This window comes from Humisphaera borealis, from assembly GCF_015169395.1.
GTDB lineage: Bacteria > Planctomycetota > Phycisphaerae > Tepidisphaerales > Tepidisphaeraceae > Humisphaera > Humisphaera borealis.
The window spans coordinates 1,038,431-1,058,290 of the sequence record NZ_CP063458.1; the positions used below are offsets into that span (position 1 = coordinate 1,038,431).

Genomic DNA, 19,860 nt, shown 5'->3' on the forward strand with positions numbered 1-19,860 from the left:
CCTGTACGAGGGGGAGAGGGAGTGAAATCAGCCGAGCCTCTCCAGCTCCGCCTTCATGGCCGCCATCTGGTCCTTGGTCTGCTGAACAAGTTTCGGCGGCGCCTTGGCCAGGTACTGTTCGTTCGACAGCCGCCCTTCCATGCCGGCGATCAGCTTGGTGAGCTCTTCCCGCCGCTTTTCGATGCGCACCTTTTCAGCCGCCTCATCGACCAGGCCCTCGACATAGATCTCACACCCCGCCGAAAGCAGCTTGGCTGCGCCGGCGGGCGGTTGAACGTCGGGGCCGACTTCCTTCAGCGTGCAGAGGGACAGGCCTTCTATCACCTCGCGGTTCATCTCGACGGACCGTGCCCGTTCGGACGGGCAGTTGATGCTGACGGCGACCACCTGCTTGGGGTTTACCTGCCGCTCGTTGCGGATCTGCCGGATGCCGGTGATCAGTTCCTGGACCTTCGGGAAAATGTGCTCGGCGGCTTCCGAGACGTCGCCAACTTTCGGCCAGGCCGCCGTCACGAGCCGGGGGCTCGGCGGGCAGTCGATCCTGCCGGGCAAGCCACGCTGCGGGCGGACCTCGTTCAGTTTCCACCAGATCGTCTCGGTGATGAACGGAATCGCCGGGTGCATGAGACGCAATGAGCCGTCGAGCAGCGACGCGAGGATGTTCGCCGTCTGCGGCGCGCGGGCGGAATCCCTCATCGCCGGCTTGATTGCTTCCAGGTACCAGTCGCATAAATCCCGCCAGAAGAAGTCGTAGAGACTCTTGGCGTAGACGTCGAACCGGTAGTCGGCGATCGCCTGGTTGCATTCGGCAACGGTCCGGTTGAACCGGCTGACGATCCAGCGGTCGGTCATGGACCATTTGCTCTCATCGACGCCCGTCGGGTCCGCCAGGGTGGACCCAATTGCCTCCAGACTTCCCAGCGCGTACCGAGCCGCGTTCCAGATCTTGTTGCAGAAGTTCCGACCGAGGTCGAACTTGCTGCTCGTGTTCTTCGCCACCGGCATGTCGGCGGTGGGCTTGGCCTGGCCGCTGGCGTAACCGTAGCTGCTGACGATCTTCTTCTTGGGGTCGCTCGGGCAAGATTGAATCGGTGCGGCGACCTTGTATCCGCCGCTGATGGTCGTCATCTGCGGCTTGAAGGTTTCGCCGGTGTGCGGGCAGACCAGGTCCACGGGCATCCGCAGGTCCTGCGTATGCGTGGTCATCGCGGCGAGCGTGTAACGCATCGCATCCGCGCCGTGGGACTGGATGATGTCCAAAGGATCGACGCCGTTGCCCAGCGTCTTGGACATCTTCTGGCCTTCGCCGTCCTGGATCATGGCGTGGATGAAGACGTCCGTGAACGGCAGGCAGTCGCGCAGATAAAGGTTAAACATCACCATCCGGCTGACCCAGAGCGTGATGATTTCGCGTGCCGTCGTCAGCACGTTCGACGGGTTCCACTTGGCCAGTTCAGCCGTCTCGGTCGGCCAGTTGAGCGTGGACAGCGGCCAGAGGCCGGAGCTGAACCAGGTGTCGAGGACGTCGGGGTCCTGGGTGTAGCCGAGCTGGTTGAGGAGTTCCAGCGCCGGGCGGTCGTCTTCCTCGCGGACGCAGATGAAACTGTGCTGAAGATCGATCGGTGCCAGTTCGTTGGTTCGGTCGGCATGGCGAATCGCCACGCGGCCGTCGTTCTTCAGGCGGATCAGTTGCTCGATGAGGCCTGAGAGCTGCTCGTCGGTCTTGCTGTCGACGGCGTCGTGATTCGTGAATCCCCAGACCGGGATGCGATGCCCCCACCAGAGCTGCCGGCTGATGCACCAGTCGCGGATGTTCTCGTGCCAGGTCTGGAAGGTCTTTGCATACCGCGCGGGATAGAAGCGGAGCGTTCCGTCCGCTTTGGGCGACGATTCTCGCTGCTCGAACTGCTCCGGCGCCATCGCCCGGAGCGCTGCACCCGCCAACCGGTCATCCGTCACCTTGCAGTACCACTGATCGCTCAGGTACGGCTCGATCGGCACGTGGCTGCGGTAGCTGTGGCCGACCGCGTGCTTGTAGGGCTTCATCTCTTCCAGCAGGCCCTGCTCCTTGAACCATTTGACGATGAGCTTGCGGGCCTCTTCGCGGCTCTTGCCGAGAACGAAGCCGGCTTCGCCGACGTCGGTCCAGCCGTGCTTGTCGGAGATGCTGGCATCCGGCGCCATCACGTTGATGACGGCCAGATTGTGCCGCCGGCCGATCTCGTAGTCGTTGGGATCATGGGCCGGCGTAACCTTCAGGAAGCCGGTGGCGAACTGCGCCTTGGAGTCTTCCGGATCGCCGCCGTGGGCGACCGACAAGACGACATAGTCGTCTTCCACGATGGGGATAATGCGATTGACGATCGGGAGTTTGATGAACTTGCCGCGCAGCGAAGCGGCTCGCGGGTCCTTCGGATTGATCGCGACGGCGGTATCGCCGAGCATGGTCTCGGGGCGGGTCGTGGCGACAACCACATACGTAGGGTCCGCCTTGGCGGACGCGTCGGCTGACACGTTGGTGTTGGCGTCGGAAGCGTTGTCGCCGTTCGCCGCGTCCGCCAAGGCGGACCCTACAGAGGCGCCTTCTGCGTCCACGAGAGGATAACGCAGGTAATAGAACTGCCCGTCGACATCCTCCATCTCGACTTCGTCGTCGGCGAGCGCGGTTTGGGTGACCGGGTCCCAGTTCACCAGGCGTTTGCCGCGGTAGATCAGGCCGTCTTTGAACAGCCGGTAGAACGCTTCGCGGACTGCCTTAGCGCGTGGCGGATCCATGGTGAACGCCTGGCGTTCCCAGTCGCAGGAACAGCCCATCGCCTTTAGCTGATCGGTGATCTTGAGTTCGTATTCATCTTTCCACGCCTGGACTTTCGTGAGGAACTGCTCGCGGCCGGGACCGCCTTCGGCTTCCATCCGCTTGAAGTCCTTGAGCGCGGGCTGGCCTTCGGCCTGGAGCCGGCGGTCGACGATCGTCTGCGTGGCGATGCCGGCGTGGTCGGTGCCGGGCAGCCAACAGGTGTTGTCGCCGGCCATGCGGTGGTAACGGGTCAGGATGTCCTGGATCGTGTTGTTCAGCGCGTGGCCGAGGTGCAGCGCAGCAGTCACGTTGGGCGGCGGAATGACGATCGCATATGGGTTGCCCGGGTTGGCCGGCTCGGCATGGAAGCAGCCTTCCTTCAGCCAGACGGCGTAAGCTTCGGACTCGACGGCGGAAGGCTCGTACGTCTTGGAAAGTTCGGTTGGCATGGCGGCAGTGGGTCGCGGTTCTCGACGAATGCAAAAATGCGAAACAGGCAATGAAAAAAGCAAAACGGCCTGACGCTACGGCGAATCGGGGAGTCTACGGCGGGGTCACAACGGGGGCAAACGCGTGGCCGTCGGCTAGGCGACGAGCCTGATCGGCTTGCCCGACCTTACGCCCACCGCCGACAGCAGCCGACGCCAAAGCTTGGCGCGGAGCTTCTTGGGATTGTGGGGGACTTCGGGCGCAAAGCGGATGAAGCCTCCGGCCTTGGTGCGGTGGCCGCCGCCCTCGCCAAGGCGGGCGATGATCTTGTGCATCACATCCGCGGCGGATCGCTCTTTGGCCCGCGTGCGGAGACTCAGGACGACGCCGTTGTCGGTTTCGGCAGTGACCAGGGCCCACTCGGCCTGGTCGAACCGCAGCAGCATGTCGGCCATGATCGCCGGTTGTTCCATCGACTCGATGTTGTCGAGATGGCTCATCAGGGCGTTGCCCTGAAACTCGGCGTTACCGAGCGCTTGTGCGTAGGCGCGGAAATAGGCCTGCGGGAGCGGCGTGAACCTCATCTGGTAGAGCTTCCGCGGATCGGCCGACAGCGTCAGGCTGGATAATGCGATGTTGTCGAGATCACCCGGCGTACCGGCGGCACCGGCCAGGTCAGTCTCGATGGCGTAGAGCATCGCAGCCGCCAGGTCGGCGGGAATCGACTGCTCCAGATCCATGAAGTAACTGAAGATGATCGAGCAGGTCGCCCCCACTTCCGGACGGACATCCCAGAGGGGTAGCTTTGATTTCCGACCGCGGCCACGGTGATGATCAATCACCACCGTGGGAAGCAATCCTGGCGGCAGCGGACTTGATGAAAACTGCGGCTGCGTATCGACCATCACAATGGCATCAAACGATGCAGGGTCGATCTCTTCCCAGTTCTTGAGCTTCCCATTGGCGACGCGGAGGAAGGCGTCATTGATGCCGCCGCCGATCCGCCCCTTGGCGGCCAGGGTGATCGAGGGCCGGTCCTGCGTCATTCCGAGGCATTTGGACAGCAGGTACGCGAGCGCGACTGCCGAGCCCAAGGCGTCGGGGTCGGGGTGGATATGCGTTGTGACGAGGATATTCCTTCGCGTGGCCAGCACACGGAGGAACTTGCCGGCGCGGGGCCGCGCGCGGCTTCGGCGTTCTGCCGCCGAAGCCGACCCGGCCAGGGTCTGCACGCATGAATCCACAAACGCCGTCATCGTTCCCTATCTTAGGCCCGCGCGCAACCGATCTGACGACCGGCAGTCCGCCGATGCAGGAATCGGCAAGAAGTCAGGGTGGCGTGAGGCAAGGGTTTGGACGCCGATAATGACGGGGAGCAGAAACCAGAAGCACCTTACGTTGCGCGTTGTTTACGGACGACGAGCGCCAGTTTCGGCCACGCTTCGGGAAATCCGTCGCCGCTCCCGATTCGACAAGGATCGACGAGCGAGTCTTTGCTTTCAATTGACGGCTCGTCTACGGCATAATGACGAGGCATGAGGTGCACGAAACATGGCTGACACGAACGACACACCAGAGGGTGGGACCAGCAAGTCGACCGAAGGCGGCGAACCGGCAGGAGGAGGTTCGGGCACAGCGACGAAAGTTCGACCTCGTCCCAAGAATAAATCGACCACCAAGCAACTACCGCCGTGGAACGTCATCCTGCTGGACGATGACGATCACAGTTACGACTACGTTATCGAGATGCTGGGCAAGGTCTGCGCTCACCCAGTGGAGCGAGCCATGCAGATGGCCAAAGAGGTTGACAGCACCGGCCGGGTCATTGTGCTGACCACTCACAAGGAACGGGCCGAACTGAAACGGGACCAGATCCTGTCTTACGGCCCGGACCAGCGGATCGCCCGCAGCAGCCAGAGCATGAAGGCCGTCATCGAACCGGCTGAAGATGCCGGTTGATGGGGTGACGAAGTGGTATGGTGACGTCGCGATCGCGGCGCACACGCACCAGGACGTCCCGCCACAACTCCAGCGAGTCAATACCCGACCCCGAAATGCCCAGTGATCGTACCTACCACATCCGACCCGTCCTAAACGGACAGACCCTAGCAGCAGGGCTGCGCGGCCTCGACAGTGATTTGTCCTGGAACGACGCCCGGAAGCTGGTCCAGCAACGGCGTATTCAGATTAATGGGAACCTGGTCCTGGATGACACGAGACGGCTCAAGACCGGCGACGTGGTCAAGATCTTCGAACAACCGCGAACGCCTCCCCCGGCCGAGCGGGACGTTCCCGTGCTGCACATCGACCAGGACCTCATCGTGATCGACAAACCGGCGGGCATCACAACCCTCCGGCACGCCGAAGAGAAGGAATGGGACGACGCGCGCAAGCAGCGTCAGCCGACACTCGACGAAGTGGTACAGCGGCTGTTGCCGACGGTCTGGCCTCCGAAGGCGACGCAGCCAGACTCCAATCGCCCGCAGAAGAACACCGATCCGCCAGGGGTGATGCGTCGTCCCGGCGGAAGACCGGTGGGGTTGCCTGCGATCGGACTGCCGAAGGTCCGGGCGGTGCACCGACTGGACCGCGATACGAGCGGGCTGATGCTGTTTGCCCTTTCGCCTCGCGGCGAGACGGCATTGGTCAAACTTTTCAAAGAGCATTCCATTCGGCGGGTGTACCGGGCCGTCGTTCACGGCTTGGTCACGCAGGAGCAGACCATCGAAAGCTGGTTCGTCCGCGATCGCGGCGACGGTATTCGCGGCAGTTCACCGAAGGGGCAGGCGGCTTCGGACGGCCAACATGCGGAGACTTATGTCCGACCGATCGAGGCCCTGGGCAGGTACACGATTGTAGAATGCCGGCTCAAGACTGGCCGCACGCACCAGATCCGAATCCACCTCGCCGAGGCGGGCCACATGCTCTGTGGCGAAAAGACATACCTCCGCCCCAAGCCCGAAGCCGACGCCGTGCACGACAAGAGTGGCGCTCCGCGGCAGGCGTTGCATTCGGCATCGCTGGAGCTTGAGCATCCCTTCTCAGGGAAAACGCTTCAGTTCGAATCCCCGATGGCGAGGGATCTTGAAACGTGGTTGAAGAAGATCCGCACAACGTAACGCGACGACCGAATTCAGCGGTCATCCCATCAACGCGCACAAACCTACTCGTCCGTCGGCTCTTGATCCGGCTTTTGCGGATGAATGGTCACAACGATCGTCCCGGCGGCGGCATCACCGGCGCGCTGGCGAAGGGGGGAAAATGGAATCAGAAGCAGGGGAAACAGCTGCAGCAGGACATCGATCAGTCGGAGGAGGTTTCGTGTGGCGAGCTGTCCTTTGGTTGCAGGCTGCCCGGTGACCGAAATGACGCGAAGCCCACAGATCATCTTTCCGAACGACCGACCCGCGAATACCTCGGTCACCAGCGTGACGAAAAGGTAGATTGCGAACCCGCCAGCCATGATCAGGTTGGCTTGGGCCAGTTCCCGGCTGTCGGGGTCGGATCCGTGCCAGCTGAAACCCACGAAGAATCCGGTGATAAGCGGGACGGCATCGATCATGCCGGCGAGCAGCCGCTGGCCCAGGGGTGCCAGGGGAAGGTCGTCCGGGTCGATCTCCAGGTCGCTCAGTTCAGCCCGCCGACGGAGCGACGACATGATCGCAAACGCCATCGCTGCGGCGACCAGCCCGTACCGAATGATTTCGAAGTACGGGAGTCCGACAGGCTCAAACGTTTGAGCGCGAGGCGTCTCAACAGGGGCGAAGCTGACGCCGTCGTACGCCTGCTCCGACATCGCGTTGTCTTTGAACGTGATCGAGCGGAAGTAGTTGAATGCGAACGCGGCAGAACGAAGATTGGGAGCCACTCCGGCCGTGGATGCCAGCTTCATGTCGTTCACGAGTCCGGCGGGCGCGAGGTCCACCGCCGGGGACGACGTCGGTCGGGTGCCCGCGGCAGCGGTCGCCGGACCACCGACCACCCGGGAACCGTCGCCGATACGAGGGACTGAGCGGCTCGCGCCGAGTCCGGCGGCGTCGAACACCAGGACGTGATCCGGTTCGCCGGGTGATTCGATGGCAGGCGAAAGCCACACCGTCGGCTTCGCCCCGCCGGGCACAAGCCTTGCCATCCGGGTGCTTTCCGGGATCCGGGCGCTTCCGACTTCACGCCACTTCGTGCCGTCCAGCCGCCAAAGCCGCAACTGCGCCGGCGCTTCTCTAACCAATAGAATCGGGGTTCGATCGTGGATGATCAGCGAGACGGCGTCGATCGGACGGGCGACGTCGAAAGGTACATCGCCGACCGGCTGCCAGGTTCCGCCACCGTAAACGACGATCGAAAGCATCTCCGGCAGGTTCTGCAGGGGCCGCGAGCTGGCGGTCGTGGTGGCCGACGTGGAGGGCGTCGTGGCAGGCGCCTGGGAAGGTACGCGAGTTGAAGTTGCCGTGGCGGGCGAGGTGGCGGTTGCCGGTGAATGCGGAACGGTCGCCGGGGCAGTTGCCGGCGTGGCGAAACGAACCACGCCACCGCGGACCCGGGCCACCGCGTAGAGCCCGTCACGGTCGGACGCGAGATCGACCAGTCGGGCGTCTGGCAGCGCCAGCGGCATGCCGAGGATCGCTCCGTCTTCGGACTGCAAAAGCCAGTTGCCGTCGTCGGTGAGAACGGCCAACTGTTCGCCCAAAGGGGTAATGGCGAGCACTCGGCGGGGAATGCTCTTGCCGAACTCGCGGAAATTGCGGCTGAGGTTACGGCGGTAGATCTGTGTCGAAACCGCCGGCGGATCGATCGAGGAGGATCCGGTTGCCGAAGGTGTTGATGCCACCGTCGTGCGGGCGAAGTAGAGCCATTCGGAGCTGCTCCAGAGCGGCCCGACGGCAAAAACGTCGTGCCGCGGCGCGTCCTGAGCGACTGCCGATACGGTCACCAGTGCGCACAGAGCCAGAAGGGTGGCCAGCGCGGCCGGCGAGGAGCCGGCGCGAGAGGTCCGGACGGTGTCAATCTTTGCAGTCTTGATCAAGCTTGATGACCTCTCGAACGCCTGCGTCCGCGGGCAATACGCCGGGGAACACGATGCCCCGACGCGTCGGCACGCCTTTGTTTTCCAGTCTGACATCCTCGAGCTTGATCGACATCGTCGAGCCGCTGTCGGGGAAATACAGCTTGTACTCCGTGGCAATTCTCGGCCAGTTGGCCGGCGGGGTGTCCGCGACCTCGACGGGCTTGTGGCCGGAAAGGTTCGCCCTGAGCACCGGCCGGCCGTCGCGGTCGAACAGGACGACCAGTTTCGGCAACTTCGTTCGCCGGTCGTACCAGACCTCGCGCTGCGCCGCCAGTCGCTGGGGCCCTGCGCCCGCCCCGCCGGCGGTGGCGACCCAGAGCATCATGTAGGCGTCGGCGTCGGGGTTGAACCGCATCACCGGGCTGGGCATCTGCGTGAAATCCGTCCCGATGGTGCCAATTCCCAGAACTTCCATCACCAGGTTCGGCTGGATCGGCACGCGCCTCACGCACGGTTTGCCCGCATTCCGATGCTCGCCGAACCACATTCGGTCCGCCTCGGGAACCAGTTTCAGCCAGTAGTACTCGTCGGTGCTGCCGACCTCGAATACGTCGCCGATGAGATCCTTCTTCCCTACCAGGCGGAAACCCATGGGCGCCTTGTAGAGCATTGCTCCGGTGCCGTTGACGAAGTTCTTCTTTCCCGTCTCCGGATCGACCACGTTCGCTTCGTAATAGTGAGTCGACCAGATCGTCGGCAGTTGCGCGTTGTTCTGATTGATGTCCTGGACGACTTTGACCAGCGTATCGGTCGGGCCCGAATAGCGATCGGGAACGACACCGACCGGCTTGTTGCAACCGACGGCAGCAAACGTGGCGCAGACGGCCCACAACATGGTCTTGTGAAGTTTCATAACTCTGAAGCCCGCCGGGGCCGACGAAAGTTCATCGCGTCTTCCATGCAAACGGCATCACGTTCCTCGCAACTTTCGGGGCTCGACGCCATCTACAACTCTTCATTCAGGATCTGCCCCATCTGCTGGCTGACCTCCAAAGTCTGTTCGGCGTTGAGCTTCGGATCAATCAGTTCGAGCGTGTCCTGTCGGCCCTTCATGCGGACGACCCAGATATCGCGTCCTTCCTCCCGGCGCGTCTGGTCATAAATCACCATTCGCTTGCGCATCAGGATCAGACCCAGCACGAATCGAAAGTTCTGTTTCGCCGGCTCGGTGGCGTCTGCAAGCCGCTCGAAAAGGGTGCAGAGGACTTCGTCGTCGACCAGCAGTTTCCGCTTTTCTTCGGCCCGGGGCATGACCGACTGCCAACTCGCCAGAAGGTCTGTCTTGTCGGCCTGGTCCCAGCAGCCGAGCGAAACGTCAATCCGCTCGATACCTGCGAGGGTTTCACGGACGCCTGCCATGAACTTCTCGCCGGGAGCAATGGCCTGACCGGAAACACAACAGATTCCCGCGGGCTTGGGAACGGCCCATTGGCCGGGTTTCGAGGGCGCGTTGGAAACAGGTTGATCCGCTGGTGCGGCGGATGGTGGGGATTCAGTCGGGCCGGCGGCCTGCGGCATTGAGGGACCTCCGTGTCGGGATGTGCCGGTCAGGAATCGGTCGTTAACGGCACATTCGCGCGGCGCATGGTAGCGGATCAACGCCGTCATGCGAAGGCGTCCGGGAGGCCCATGGCGGAATGGGGCGCGGGGTGGCTGGCTGACCCGCGGTCAGAGCGCGGTAAACGAACGGGAGCTGGTGCCGTCCGGACCGACGGCAAACCGCACGGGCCTGGCGCAACGGGGACAGTGGCCGGCATAGCGGGTGCCATCGGCCGACCGATAGATCCGCTGATAGACACCGCAGCAGGCGAAATGGATGCTGAGGAAGGGTCGGGAGTTAGTGGGCGTGCTCGGCGCCGAGTGGGAGGCGGGCGTCTCGGCCGTAACTGAAAGATCAATTCGATAGTCGCGCGGGTCGCCCGGCATCGCCGCTCCTTTCAGTACTTGAGAGGCGCACGAAGCATCGTCCGGAAGACACCGATTACTTGAAAGATTATTGCCGACGATGATTGCCGAATCAGCCAGTCGTCTGTTGCAGGCGATCCCAAACGCGGGGCGCGACCTGGCGAATGAGCGCGGCGGAGCGGGTGAGGACCTGACCGATCGTCGCCTCGATCTGATGCCTCTCAGCGGGGTCCTTGACGTCGGCAAGATTGACGCGGACGTTGTAGATCGCGCAGCGTGCCGTCGCCATCGCCAGATCGGCGCAGACGGCCAGGTCGCTCAGGAGATAGGGGTTCACGAAGTTGATGACCCGGTCGCACACTTCGAGAATGCCGACCGCGGCGGCGGCCATGTCCTGTGGGGCCCGGATGCACGCTTTGAGTGCGGCCTTGATCTTGGCGGCGCGTTCCGGCGATTCCGGGAGTTTTCGTGCCGCCGTCAGCGCGGCGTAACTGGCCTGATCGTCCACCATCGCCTTGGTGAGCGCGAGCCGGTGCTGGTGCAGGCTCGCCAGGGCCGGGACCAGTTCGCCTTCGAACGCTTCCAGGCCCTTCTTGCCGATCGAATAGTTCATGACCATCTCGCCGATTGCAGCGGCAAGGGCACCGGTCAGCGCAGTAACCGCCCCGCCGCCGGGCGTGGGACTTCTGGCAGCGGTCGCGTCGAGGAAGGTGGCGATCGGGGTGGATGGGTCGTGCATGTCGGACAGTTTCGAGGGGCGACGGATCTCAGGTCGATCGGGTTTTCGCAAGATGGCACTCGTGCCACGATCTGGGCGGTAGTCAGTCGAACTCACATCATCGACTACGAATGGGATCAACCCGGGTTCACGCCGACCATGAAAATGTGCAAAATACTACGACCGATATATCGACCCTGTTTCGACCGCCGCCGTGTACCGGGCGCCTACTTCCCTGCGTCGTGCTGGATGCCTCGCGGTGTTAACTCGACGGCACTAAAGGCTTTGTACTCCCGGGTGCCTTCCCGGGTGGTCACCAGGTCCGGTTTAGGCGTCGAAACCGTTACAACGCATCGGGAAAGGCGGCGGGCGGCGATGTCCCGAACATCGTCCAGCTTTACCGCCCTGATGTTATCGGCAAATCGTTGATGCCAGGTGTAGCCCAAGCCGTAGAGTTCGTCCAACGCGGCCTGCGTCGCCTGCTGGGCAGGTGTCTGGTTGTCCAGCGCCTCGGCCACGACGATCAATTCCTTGGATCGGTTGAACCAGTCCACGTTGACGTCCTGCGGCGAACCCTGCAGGCGCGCGATGTTCTCGAGGATGACGTCGATCACCTCGTTGACCTTGTCGGGCTCGCACCCGGCATACACCATGAATGTGCCGGGGAGCGAATCGTTCAGGCCCGGCGAGTTCTGCCCGTGGACGACATACACCAATCCGCGACCTCGCAGGATTTCGTAGAGGTAGCCCGAACCATACTGGTAGCCGCTGGCCATCGTGTCGCCGACGGCGATGGGAAAGTTTTCGGGTTTGCCGACGACCGACTCGGCGTTGTACCCCACCACCACGCCCGCCAGCGCCTGCTCGGTCTTGTTGAGCGCCACTTTCTCTACCGTCACGCCGGGAACCTTGGGCGCAGCCCCTTTGCCGGGAGCATTGGCAGCGACCCCGGGACGATTCGGCACAATCTTTTCGGTCCGGGCGAGCGGCGTCTTGCGGACGATCGCCTCGACCCCTTTTGGATCGATATCGCCAAACACGGCGATCACTTTCTTCCGGGGCGTCACTTGGCTGGCGTACCAGCTCTTCACCTGTTCCGCTGTGAACGCCTCGACATTCGCGGCGGTACCCGTCGCCATGAACTGGTAAGGCGAGTTGCTCGGACCGTAATAAGTCTTCTTGAAGTACCGAAACGCCTGGTTGGTCCAGTCGGCATCCTGCCCCTGAATCTGGGCCAGCACGCGCTTCTTCATGGGCTGCAACTCGGCATCCGGAAAGGTCGGGTTGTTCACCAGGTCGGCAAATGCGTCGTACGCCTTGGCAAAGTCCTCCCTCATGCAGCTGGCCGTCCAGGACCAACTGTTGTTGCCGCAGGAGGCATCGAAATCGCCGCCGATGGAATCCCAGAACTCCGCGACCTGCTGCGCGGACCTGGCCTTGGTGCCGCGGGAGACCATCTGCATGGTCAGGTTGCCCAGGCCATTGGTCTTCTCGTCCTCCGCGGTCAGTCCGCCGAGGGTGTAGAGTTGCATCACGACCAGCGGCGTCGTGGTGATCCGCCTGGCGAGAAGAACGGTATTCTCGTCGAGGTCGATCTTGACGATCTGGCCGTCCGACGCCTTTTCCGACGGCTGCGTAGTGGCCGGGCTGACCGGACGCAGGAGTTGCTCGGCCTTGGGCAGCGTGGGGGCAAACTCCGTCGGCAGGAGCGCTGTCGTCAGCAGCCGCTGGCCGTTGAAGTACTTTTTCGCGACGGCCTTCACCTGATCGGCATTCACCTTTTCAATCCGCTCGACATAGTGCGATGCAAAGTGAGGATCGCCCGTGGTGATAAAGTCGGTCGCCATCAGAGAGGCGACAGCCTCGGCGGTCTGCATGTTCCTGATGTGATTGGCCCGCAGCTGCGTCTTGGCGCGGACTAGTCGCTGCTCGTCGATGCCGTCGGACTTCACCTTCTCCAGCAACTCAAGGGCGGCCTCGGTCGCTTGCGGAACTTTGGCGGCGTCCAGCTCGATATCGATCTGGAACGAGCCGTCGGTGTAGCTGGGCGTCCAGGACATGACCGAGACACTGCTGACCAGTTCCTTTTTGTCCCGGAGCACCTCGGTGAAGATCGAACTTTCGCCCCCGCCCAGGGCGGTGGCGAGCAGGTCCAGGGCGTAAAGGTCTTCGTGCTGAAGCTGGACGGTGGGCATCGCCAGTTGCAGCTTGGCCTGGCCGAGGCCTGGGAAGGTGCCGACCATCGAGCGGGGAGAAACCACCTTTGGCTCGGCGGGAATGTCGCGGCTGAAATCACGGCCCGGCTTGGCGTGCTTCACCTGTTGCTTGACCGCCGCGAGCATCTTCTCCGGATCGATGTCCCCCGCGACCGAAAAGACCAGGTTGTTCGGCACGTACGCGAGCTTGAAGTAGTTGTAGACGTCATCCCGGCTGAGGCCCTGGATAACTTCCTGATAGCCGATGACCGGAATGCGGGCCGGGCTCACTCGGAAGCGGTTGGCCGCGGTCATGTAGTAAAAGACGCTGTCTGGTTCCCCTTTGCCCATCTCCAGTTCGCGCTGAACGACCAGATATTCGCGCCGATACTCCTCCGGAGTGATCTTTGCGCCCAGCATCCAGTTGCAGACCAAGTCCACCGCCGACTCCATGTGCTCAGTGGTCGTGTTGATGAAGTAGGCGGTGTGATCGTCGGTGGTGTAGGCGTTGGAGTCGTTGCCGATTTTCTGGAGCAGGTCGCGGTTTTCGGCTTCGGTGCGCTTCTCGTTCGACCCACCGGCGACGAGGTGTTCCAGAAGGTGAGAGAGCCCACCGCCGAGCCATTTACCTTCGAAAACGCCACCGGTGTAGCAGTAACCACGAACCGAGACCGCCGGCGAACTGACGCGCTTGCAGATGACCGTCGTGCCGTTGGAGAGGACGGCGATGACTTCGTCCGGAGAGGAAACGATCCGGAACCGCTCGACGCCGTAACCGGCCATGTCGGCGGTCGACTGGAGGAGTTCGGGCGATGCGGCGGTCGCAGCGGCGGGGGCAGTCGCGGCGGCACTGGAGGGGCTTGCAGATTTTGCTACTGCTGCCTCTTCCGCGGGCGGCACATCAAGCGCTTTAGACGGCTTCCCCACAGCCTTTGTCTCGGCGGGCGGGAGCTTCGCGGCGCTCCGCGATTTGGAGCCTGCGTTCTGACAGCTTGCGGAAAACGCGACGGCCAGCGCCAGGCAAACGATGCGAGTATTCATAGGTTGTCCGTAGGGTCCGCCTTGGCGGACGGGCGAAAGCCGACTGGAAGCAGCCCGCGGGGTCCGCCTTGGCGGACACGCGAAAGCCAATGGGAAGCAGCAAATCCGGTAAACACTCGAGCGTGCCGTCAGCCCGAGACGCGTCCGCCAAGGCGGACCCTACGGGCACTCAGTCCTTGGCGACCAGCTTGGTTCCGCAGATCGGGCAGGTGCCGGGCATGTCCTGCACGACATCATGATGTGCCGGGCAGGTGTAGAACGTGACGTCCTCTTCGACTTCACTGAGGTAGGTGAGTGCGCGTTCCAGTTCGCTCTTGAGATGCCGAACCCGCAGCAGGCTTTTGACGCGTGTCAGTAGCTCAAACTTGTTGACCGGCTTGCTGACGAAGTCGTCGGTACCGACCTCGGTCGCCTGCTCGATGTCGCCGAGTTCATTGAGCGCGGTCACCATCAGGATCTGAATATCCTTGGTCTTCGGATCGCTCTTGAGTTTGCGACAAACCTGGAAGCCGCTGATCTGGGGCATCATGACGTCGAGCAGGATCAGGTCGGGGTTGTGCTCCGCGACACTCTCAAGGGCTTCGGCACCGTCAAACGCGGTGATGATGCGAACCGGCAACGACTCGAGGAACGCCTGCAGGAGCTCCACGTTCTGCGGGTTGTCGTCGACGATCAGGATGGTGGACTGCGGCAGGAATGATTCGGTGTTGGGCAAAACGCGCGGCTCCTCGCCGCCGGTGGCGGATGGCGTCAATCGCAGGCGGGGAGGATCGTTATCTGTCATATGTGAGTGGGTCCGATCTCGGGTACGTCGCATCCAGACGGCAATCGCTCGGACCAGCGGCAAAACGTTGCAACCGTCTGCCGGCTCGGCATATGTAGTTATATTCGTGGGGTCCGCGGCTGTAAAGGAATGACGGGCGATCACATGCCCCGCCGTCCCCGACTCATGTCCGGCACCTCACGACGTTATGTCTTAACCCGAACGAACGGTCGCGATCCGGCTCCCGAGCGGTTCGGCAGGCTCGGCCGCGTGCCAGAATAGACGCACGCAGCGGAAACGCGGTCGAGGGCGTTCATTTGAACATACTGCTCAGGAACGCAAAGCTCTTGTCGGCAGCCGTCTGTGGCTCTGCGGTATGGGTGTAGAGTTCGACCGTCAAGAACCGGTCGTACTTCGCGGCCTGCAGAGATCGCTTGAGCGTTGCCCAGTCGAACGATCCTTCCCCCGGGATCATGTGGTAGTGCTTTCGGCCGGGCAGGTCCTCGACGTGCAGATTCCAGATCCTCCCCGCCAGCAACCCGACGGCGTCCTCGATCGACTCGCCCATGACCACGCTGTGTCCGATGTCGAGGTTGGCGCCGAACTTCGGGTGGCCTAGGCGGTCGATCCATTCTCGCAATTCCGAGGCCCACTCGAGAAACAGTCCGGGTTCGCACTCGATACCGACTTCTACGCCGACCTTGTCGGCATGGTCGAGCACGGGCTTGATCGACTCGGCAAACTGCGCCGCCGCCTTGTCCGGGGGCATGCCGCCTATGCACCGCCCGCTCGTGATGCTGATGTTCCTAGCCCCCACCGCAGCCGCGAAATCGAGCGTGGTCTTGATCATCGCCGTGCGGTCGGCACGGTACTTCGCGATCGGACTGATCAGGCTGGGCTCGAAATAGGGTTCGGGCGGCGCGTCTTTCCAGTAACCGAACGAGCAGTTGCAGTTGATGTTGCTGACCGCCAGACCCGTCTCGTCGAGCACCCGGCGGACTTCATCGGTCAGAGCGGCGTTGATCTTCGGCGGATATGCGTGCGGCTCATCGGCGAGAATCTCCACCCCTTCGAATCCGGCTTTGCGAATCCCACGGAGTGCATCGACAAGTGGGAAACGTGTGTAGGCGTTGGTGGAGAAGGCGAGTTTCATCGAGGGAATGTTACTGGTCACTTGTCACTTGTCACTGGTCACTGGTTAGTTGTTAGTTGTTAGTTGTTAGTTGTTAGTTGTTACCTGCCTGTCCACGGGACGCCGACCGATTGCACGATCCCGTAACCGCGATGAACAAGTGACCAGTGACAAGTGACCAGTGACAAAAGTCGTCACCTCGACGTTCGCAGTCGCAGCATTTCCCGAACCAGATCGTTGCTCGTCTTGACCTCGCCGACCACCACGCCCTGTGCCCTTTCCAGCAGCGCCTCGGCATCGGTCCGGCGTTCGCCCAAGGCCATCAGGGCGGCGATCGCGTCTTCCTCCAGCGCGCTGCGCCGGGTGACGGCCTTGTCGATGCTCGGCGTCTTGTGGTCGTAGCTGGTTGCGAACGCAGCCACCTTGCCGGCAAGTTCCGCGACAATCTGCTCGGCAAGCCGCTTGCCGATCTGCGGGAGTTTGACCAGGAATCGTGCGTCCTTCTCCTCGATCGCCCGGGCGATTTCGCCAGTGGGCGAGATCAGCGCCTTGAGCGCCTTTTTCGGGCCGATTCCCTTTACCGTGATGAACTTCTCGAAGAAACGCTTGTCTTCTTTGCGGAGGAAAGCGATCAGGCGCGGCTCCATGTTGCCGCCGGAACTATCGCCTTCGAAGTAGAGGATGGTCTGGAAGGTCATCTCCTGACCCACGCCCGTCGCAAGAAACGCGACGTCAGAAGCCGGCACGAGCGCTTCGTATACGATGTGCCCGGCGCGGAGGTGAATGCGGTCTTCGTCGACCTGGGCGAGGGTACCGGTAAGAGATGAGATCATGGCGCGGGTTCGCGGATGACGAACGGGGAAGTTCGAATGGCGAAGGGGCGGTCAATCAGACAGGAGCAGCGTGCGTTTGTGAATTGAACCTTCGCGCTTCGCTCGTCATTCGCGTTTCGTCATGCACCATCACCGCATCACCCACTTCGACCCCTTCTTCTCGATCGGATCGACACCCGGGGCGACGTCGTCGCCGAGAATGCGGTAGGTCACCGAGTACTGCTTGCGAAGCAGCAGGCGGTCTTCGTCCTTGACGTCCTTCAGTTCTTCGGCGGCTTTCTTGGGGTCAACGGCGACATACTGCGCGCCGACCTTCTTCATGATGACCGTCTCGCCGGACAGGCCCGCGGCGAAAATTGAAAACGTGCCCATTTCCTTCAACGGCTCCGGCCAGATCGCTACGCCGTCCTTGGCCTGCTCAGGGCCGGGCTTGATGATGCCGGTGATCTGCTTCGGCGATTCCAGCAGCTTGATGCCTTCCTTCTTCTTGATCGCTTCAAAGACATCGTTGGGGATCGCGCGATTGGCCCGATAGGTCTTGCCGTTGTCGGCGAGCATCTCAAAGACCGGGTCAAACTCGGCCGCCTCGTTCCCGGCATTGCTAACGGTGTAGGTCATGTACCAGTAAGCCCGCGGCGACAGATCGCCGGGCGTGCGAGCGACGATCCGCTTGGGCGTCTGGTGGCGGAAGTTCAGTTCCCAGGAGACCGGGTAGAACGACGGCTCCGGATATCGCGCGACCGCGGTCTGCGCCGACGCGCACGTAACCAGCTTCGGCAGAAGGCCAACGCTCGTGGTGGCAGCAAGGCAAAGTGCGATCCCGCAAGTGCGGGCGAGTTTTGGCATGCCGTGGGTGATAGCCATCGCGGGAAACCTCCGCCAGTCAGGGACATGTCGTCTCTGCGGCATAAGGGAACAAATGGAAAACAACAGAGAAGCAGGAGGCTTGACGGGTGTCTAACTTCGCGCGCCCGTAGCCCCTTCCGCACCGAGAGCTTATCTTACTGCCCGTGCGGCCGCTATCCAATCTTCATCGCAAAGCCAAAGCGTTGCTGGGTTTCGGCCCGACCGAAGCCGGATTAAGCGCCCCCACCGGCCCCGCCGATGCCGCTGCCCCGCCGGCGGCGGCCGGTATGGCGGCGGCGATGCCGCCGGCGGATGCAGCGATCCACTATCGCCCGCCTCGCCGGGACGAGCTGCACCAGGCCGTCCGGATGATCCTATCCCAACCCGGACAGCTTGCCGACGAGACCCAGGTTGCCGATTTTCTCCGATTTGCCGAGCCCAGACGGGTCGATTTGAGCCTGTTCCTGGTCGCCGAACGCCGAAGTCGACTGCTCTGGGCCCTTTTGCCGATGCTCAGCCCCGGGCGAACGGCCTTGCTCCTGTCGCCTGCGCTGCCTCACGGATCTGCCGAACGCCTGGCCGCAGGCGAGTTGATCGAGGGAATGTGCGCACAGCTCGGCATCCGAGATGTGCTGCTGACCCAGGCCCTGCTCGACCCGGCCGACAACACCGCCCGCGACCTGTTCCTGGCCCACCGCTTTGAGGTCATGGCCGAACTGCTTTACCTGGCGGGTGAGCCACGTAAACGGCTGACGACACCAGTCCTGCCACCCGGCATGGCCTGGGTCGGCTATACCGAACAGACCCACGAGTTGTTCAAACAGGCGATCCACGCGACGTATGAGAACAGCCTGGACTGCCCTGGCCTCAACGGCGTCCGCGACATGGAAGATGTCATCGCCGGCCATCGGGCGGCCGGCGAGTTCGAGCCAAAGCTCTGGCGTCTCCTGGTGGAACTCGGGCCGGATGCTTCTGCCCCACCCAAACCGCTGGGCGTGCTGCTGCTGTCTCCGATACCCCAGGCGGGCTCGGTCGAGCTCGTCTACCTCGGACTCGTTCCAGAAGCGCGAGGCCGAAGACTCAGCGACTTGCTGATGCGTCAGGCGATGATCGCCGTAATCGAGCAGGGGATGAGTCGGCTCACGCTCGCGGTCGATGCGCGGAATGTCCCTGCGCTGAAGCTCTACTACAAACACGGCATGGCCCGAGCCGGATCAAAGCTTGCCCTCATGCGTGATCTGCGCAACCCATAAGTTGGTCGCGACCCATCTCGGCGGCGATCCAAGTGTCTCCGGCTCTGGGGTGTTTAGTGTGACACGCTGAAGCAAGCCCTTTGCCGTACGGGTGAGTTTTCCACAGGGTGGCTGCAAACAGCGTGCGAACAAAATCGATATTTGCATTTCATGAACGTCAGGAAAAGACGGCGTTCCGCAACGTTGTCCACGAAACTGTCCCCACCGGCCGTCCACACGGTGCCGAAAAGTGGAGAAGACGTGGACCGATTTTTCTTCAAGTTCGGCAAACGCGGCAGGTTCGGGGTTTGCCTCGTGGTGGGCGAGAAACCCACGCTTAAACCGCTTGTCACCCGGGTGGGGCTTCACTATCTTCCGACCTTGTTCGAAGAGGTTGAGGGTCCGGTAAAGACGCCTGCCACGGATCAGGCGCGTCGCTACCCAAGATCACATCTGTCACTCAGAGACCTTCGACCTGGTTTGACGTAGGGACGCGATTTCATCACGGACGATGCGAGGCATGAGGCCTCTTGCCGATGCGAGGCATCGGTCGGTCGAAACGACCCGCCCCATTTTCGGGGTGGATTGCTTCTCCGGCTGACGCCGCCCGTTGGCCGATGTACGCACAGCCGCAGGGTAAGCTGCGATTGTGTGGGTGGCGTTAAAACGCCGCCGTCCGGATGCCAGATCGCGGGCCCCGCCCCCGTCAACTCGACCTCATCAGGTCGAAGCACGTTCGGGGCTGGAACGTTCTGATTCCCCGGTACATCGGAATACGACGCGGTGCCAAACCCCGCTCATTGGCGACGAACCTAACCCCGGCGATGGGTGCCGGGATATTGGGCCCGTTGGAGTCCGCGCATCTGTCGCCAGTCCGTGGGAGCGGACCGGCGCATTGGTAGGG

At 62.5% G+C, this 19,860-nt stretch carries 15 protein-coding genes; 3 read left to right on the top strand and 12 right to left on the bottom strand.

The window, feature by feature from the left end; all coding sequences use genetic code 11:
* Nucleotides 1–27: 27 nt before the first annotated feature.
* Entirely contained in the window at nt 28–3,246 is a 3,219-nt protein-coding gene (locus IPV69_RS03965) for a valine--tRNA ligase (protein WP_206293618.1), read from the bottom strand.
* 135 nt (nt 3,247–3,381) lie between these two features.
* Nucleotides 3,382–4,458, bottom strand: a complete 1,077-nt coding sequence (locus IPV69_RS03970; RefSeq protein ID WP_206293619.1) for a DHH family phosphoesterase — start codon at nt 4,456–4,458, stop codon at nt 3,382–3,384.
* Nucleotides 4,459–4,777: 319 nt separating this feature from the next.
* On the opposite strand from IPV69_RS03970, the gene IPV69_RS03975 reads away from it, so the two are divergent.
* Both IPV69_RS03975 and IPV69_RS03980 read left to right on the top strand, forming a co-directional pair.
* Nucleotides 4,778–5,185 carry an ATP-dependent Clp protease adaptor ClpS gene (locus IPV69_RS03975; protein WP_206293620.1) on the top strand — a complete coding sequence of 136 codons (408 nt, stop codon included), beginning with the start codon at nt 4,778–4,780 and terminating at the stop codon, nt 5,183–5,185.
* Between the two features lie 95 nt (nt 5,186–5,280).
* A complete protein-coding gene (locus IPV69_RS03980) occupies nt 5,281–6,345 on the top strand; it encodes an RluA family pseudouridine synthase (protein WP_206293621.1) in 1,065 nt (354 codons plus the stop codon).
* A gap of 44 nt (nt 6,346–6,389) precedes the next feature.
* Here the strand turns inward: IPV69_RS03980 and IPV69_RS03985 are convergent, their stop codons facing one another.
* The 10 genes from IPV69_RS03985 to IPV69_RS04030 all read right to left on the bottom strand — a co-directional run bounded on the left by IPV69_RS03985 (nt 6,390) and on the right by IPV69_RS04030 (nt 17,742).
* A complete protein-coding gene (locus IPV69_RS03985; protein WP_206293622.1) occupies nt 6,390–8,249 on the bottom strand; it encodes an RDD family protein in 1,860 nt (619 codons plus the stop codon).
* Complete coding sequence (locus tag IPV69_RS03990) at nt 8,227–9,126, bottom strand: hypothetical protein (protein ID WP_206293623.1); 900 nt, start codon at nt 9,124–9,126, stop codon at nt 8,227–8,229. Before IPV69_RS03990 ends, IPV69_RS03985 begins: the two co-directional genes overlap by 23 nt.
* Before the next feature lie 110 nt (nt 9,127–9,236).
* Nucleotides 9,237–9,650 carry a hypothetical protein gene (locus IPV69_RS03995; protein ID WP_206293624.1) on the bottom strand — a complete coding sequence of 138 codons (414 nt, stop codon included), beginning with the start codon at nt 9,648–9,650 and terminating at the stop codon, nt 9,237–9,239.
* A gap of 309 nt (nt 9,651–9,959) precedes the next feature.
* Nucleotides 9,960–10,217 carry a hypothetical protein gene (locus IPV69_RS04000; protein WP_206293625.1) on the bottom strand — a complete coding sequence of 86 codons (258 nt, stop codon included), beginning with the start codon at nt 10,215–10,217 and terminating at the stop codon, nt 9,960–9,962.
* Nucleotides 10,218–10,308: 91 nt separating this feature from the next.
* Complete coding sequence (locus tag IPV69_RS04005) at nt 10,309–10,935, bottom strand: cyclodeaminase/cyclohydrolase family protein (protein WP_206293626.1); 627 nt, start codon at nt 10,933–10,935, stop codon at nt 10,309–10,311.
* A 206-nt stretch (nt 10,936–11,141) separates the two neighbouring features.
* Entirely contained in the window at nt 11,142–14,150 is a 3,009-nt protein-coding gene (locus IPV69_RS04010; RefSeq protein WP_206293627.1) for a M16 family metallopeptidase, read from the bottom strand.
* Between the two features lie 169 nt (nt 14,151–14,319).
* On the bottom strand, nt 14,320–14,934 hold the full coding sequence (locus IPV69_RS04015) for a response regulator (RefSeq protein ID WP_206293628.1): 615 nt from the start codon (nt 14,932–14,934) through the stop codon (nt 14,320–14,322).
* Between the two features lie 292 nt (nt 14,935–15,226).
* On the bottom strand, nt 15,227–16,066 hold the full coding sequence (locus tag IPV69_RS04020; RefSeq protein ID WP_206293629.1) for a sugar phosphate isomerase/epimerase family protein: 840 nt from the start codon (nt 16,064–16,066) through the stop codon (nt 15,227–15,229).
* Nucleotides 16,067–16,239: 173 nt separating this feature from the next.
* Nucleotides 16,240–16,878 (bottom strand): Holliday junction branch migration protein RuvA, encoded by a 639-nt coding sequence (gene ruvA, locus IPV69_RS04025; RefSeq protein ID WP_206293630.1) that lies wholly within the window; start codon nt 16,876–16,878, stop codon nt 16,240–16,242.
* A 129-nt stretch (nt 16,879–17,007) separates the two neighbouring features.
* On the bottom strand, nt 17,008–17,742 hold the full coding sequence (locus tag IPV69_RS04030) for a hypothetical protein (RefSeq protein ID WP_206293631.1): 735 nt from the start codon (nt 17,740–17,742) through the stop codon (nt 17,008–17,010).
* 146 nt (nt 17,743–17,888) lie between these two features.
* Here IPV69_RS04030 and IPV69_RS04035 point away from each other — a divergent pair, with 146 nt between their 5' ends.
* Nucleotides 17,889–18,977, top strand: a complete 1,089-nt coding sequence (locus IPV69_RS04035) for a GNAT family N-acetyltransferase (protein WP_206293632.1) — start codon at nt 17,889–17,891, stop codon at nt 18,975–18,977.
* Nucleotides 18,978–19,860 lie beyond the last annotated feature (883 nt).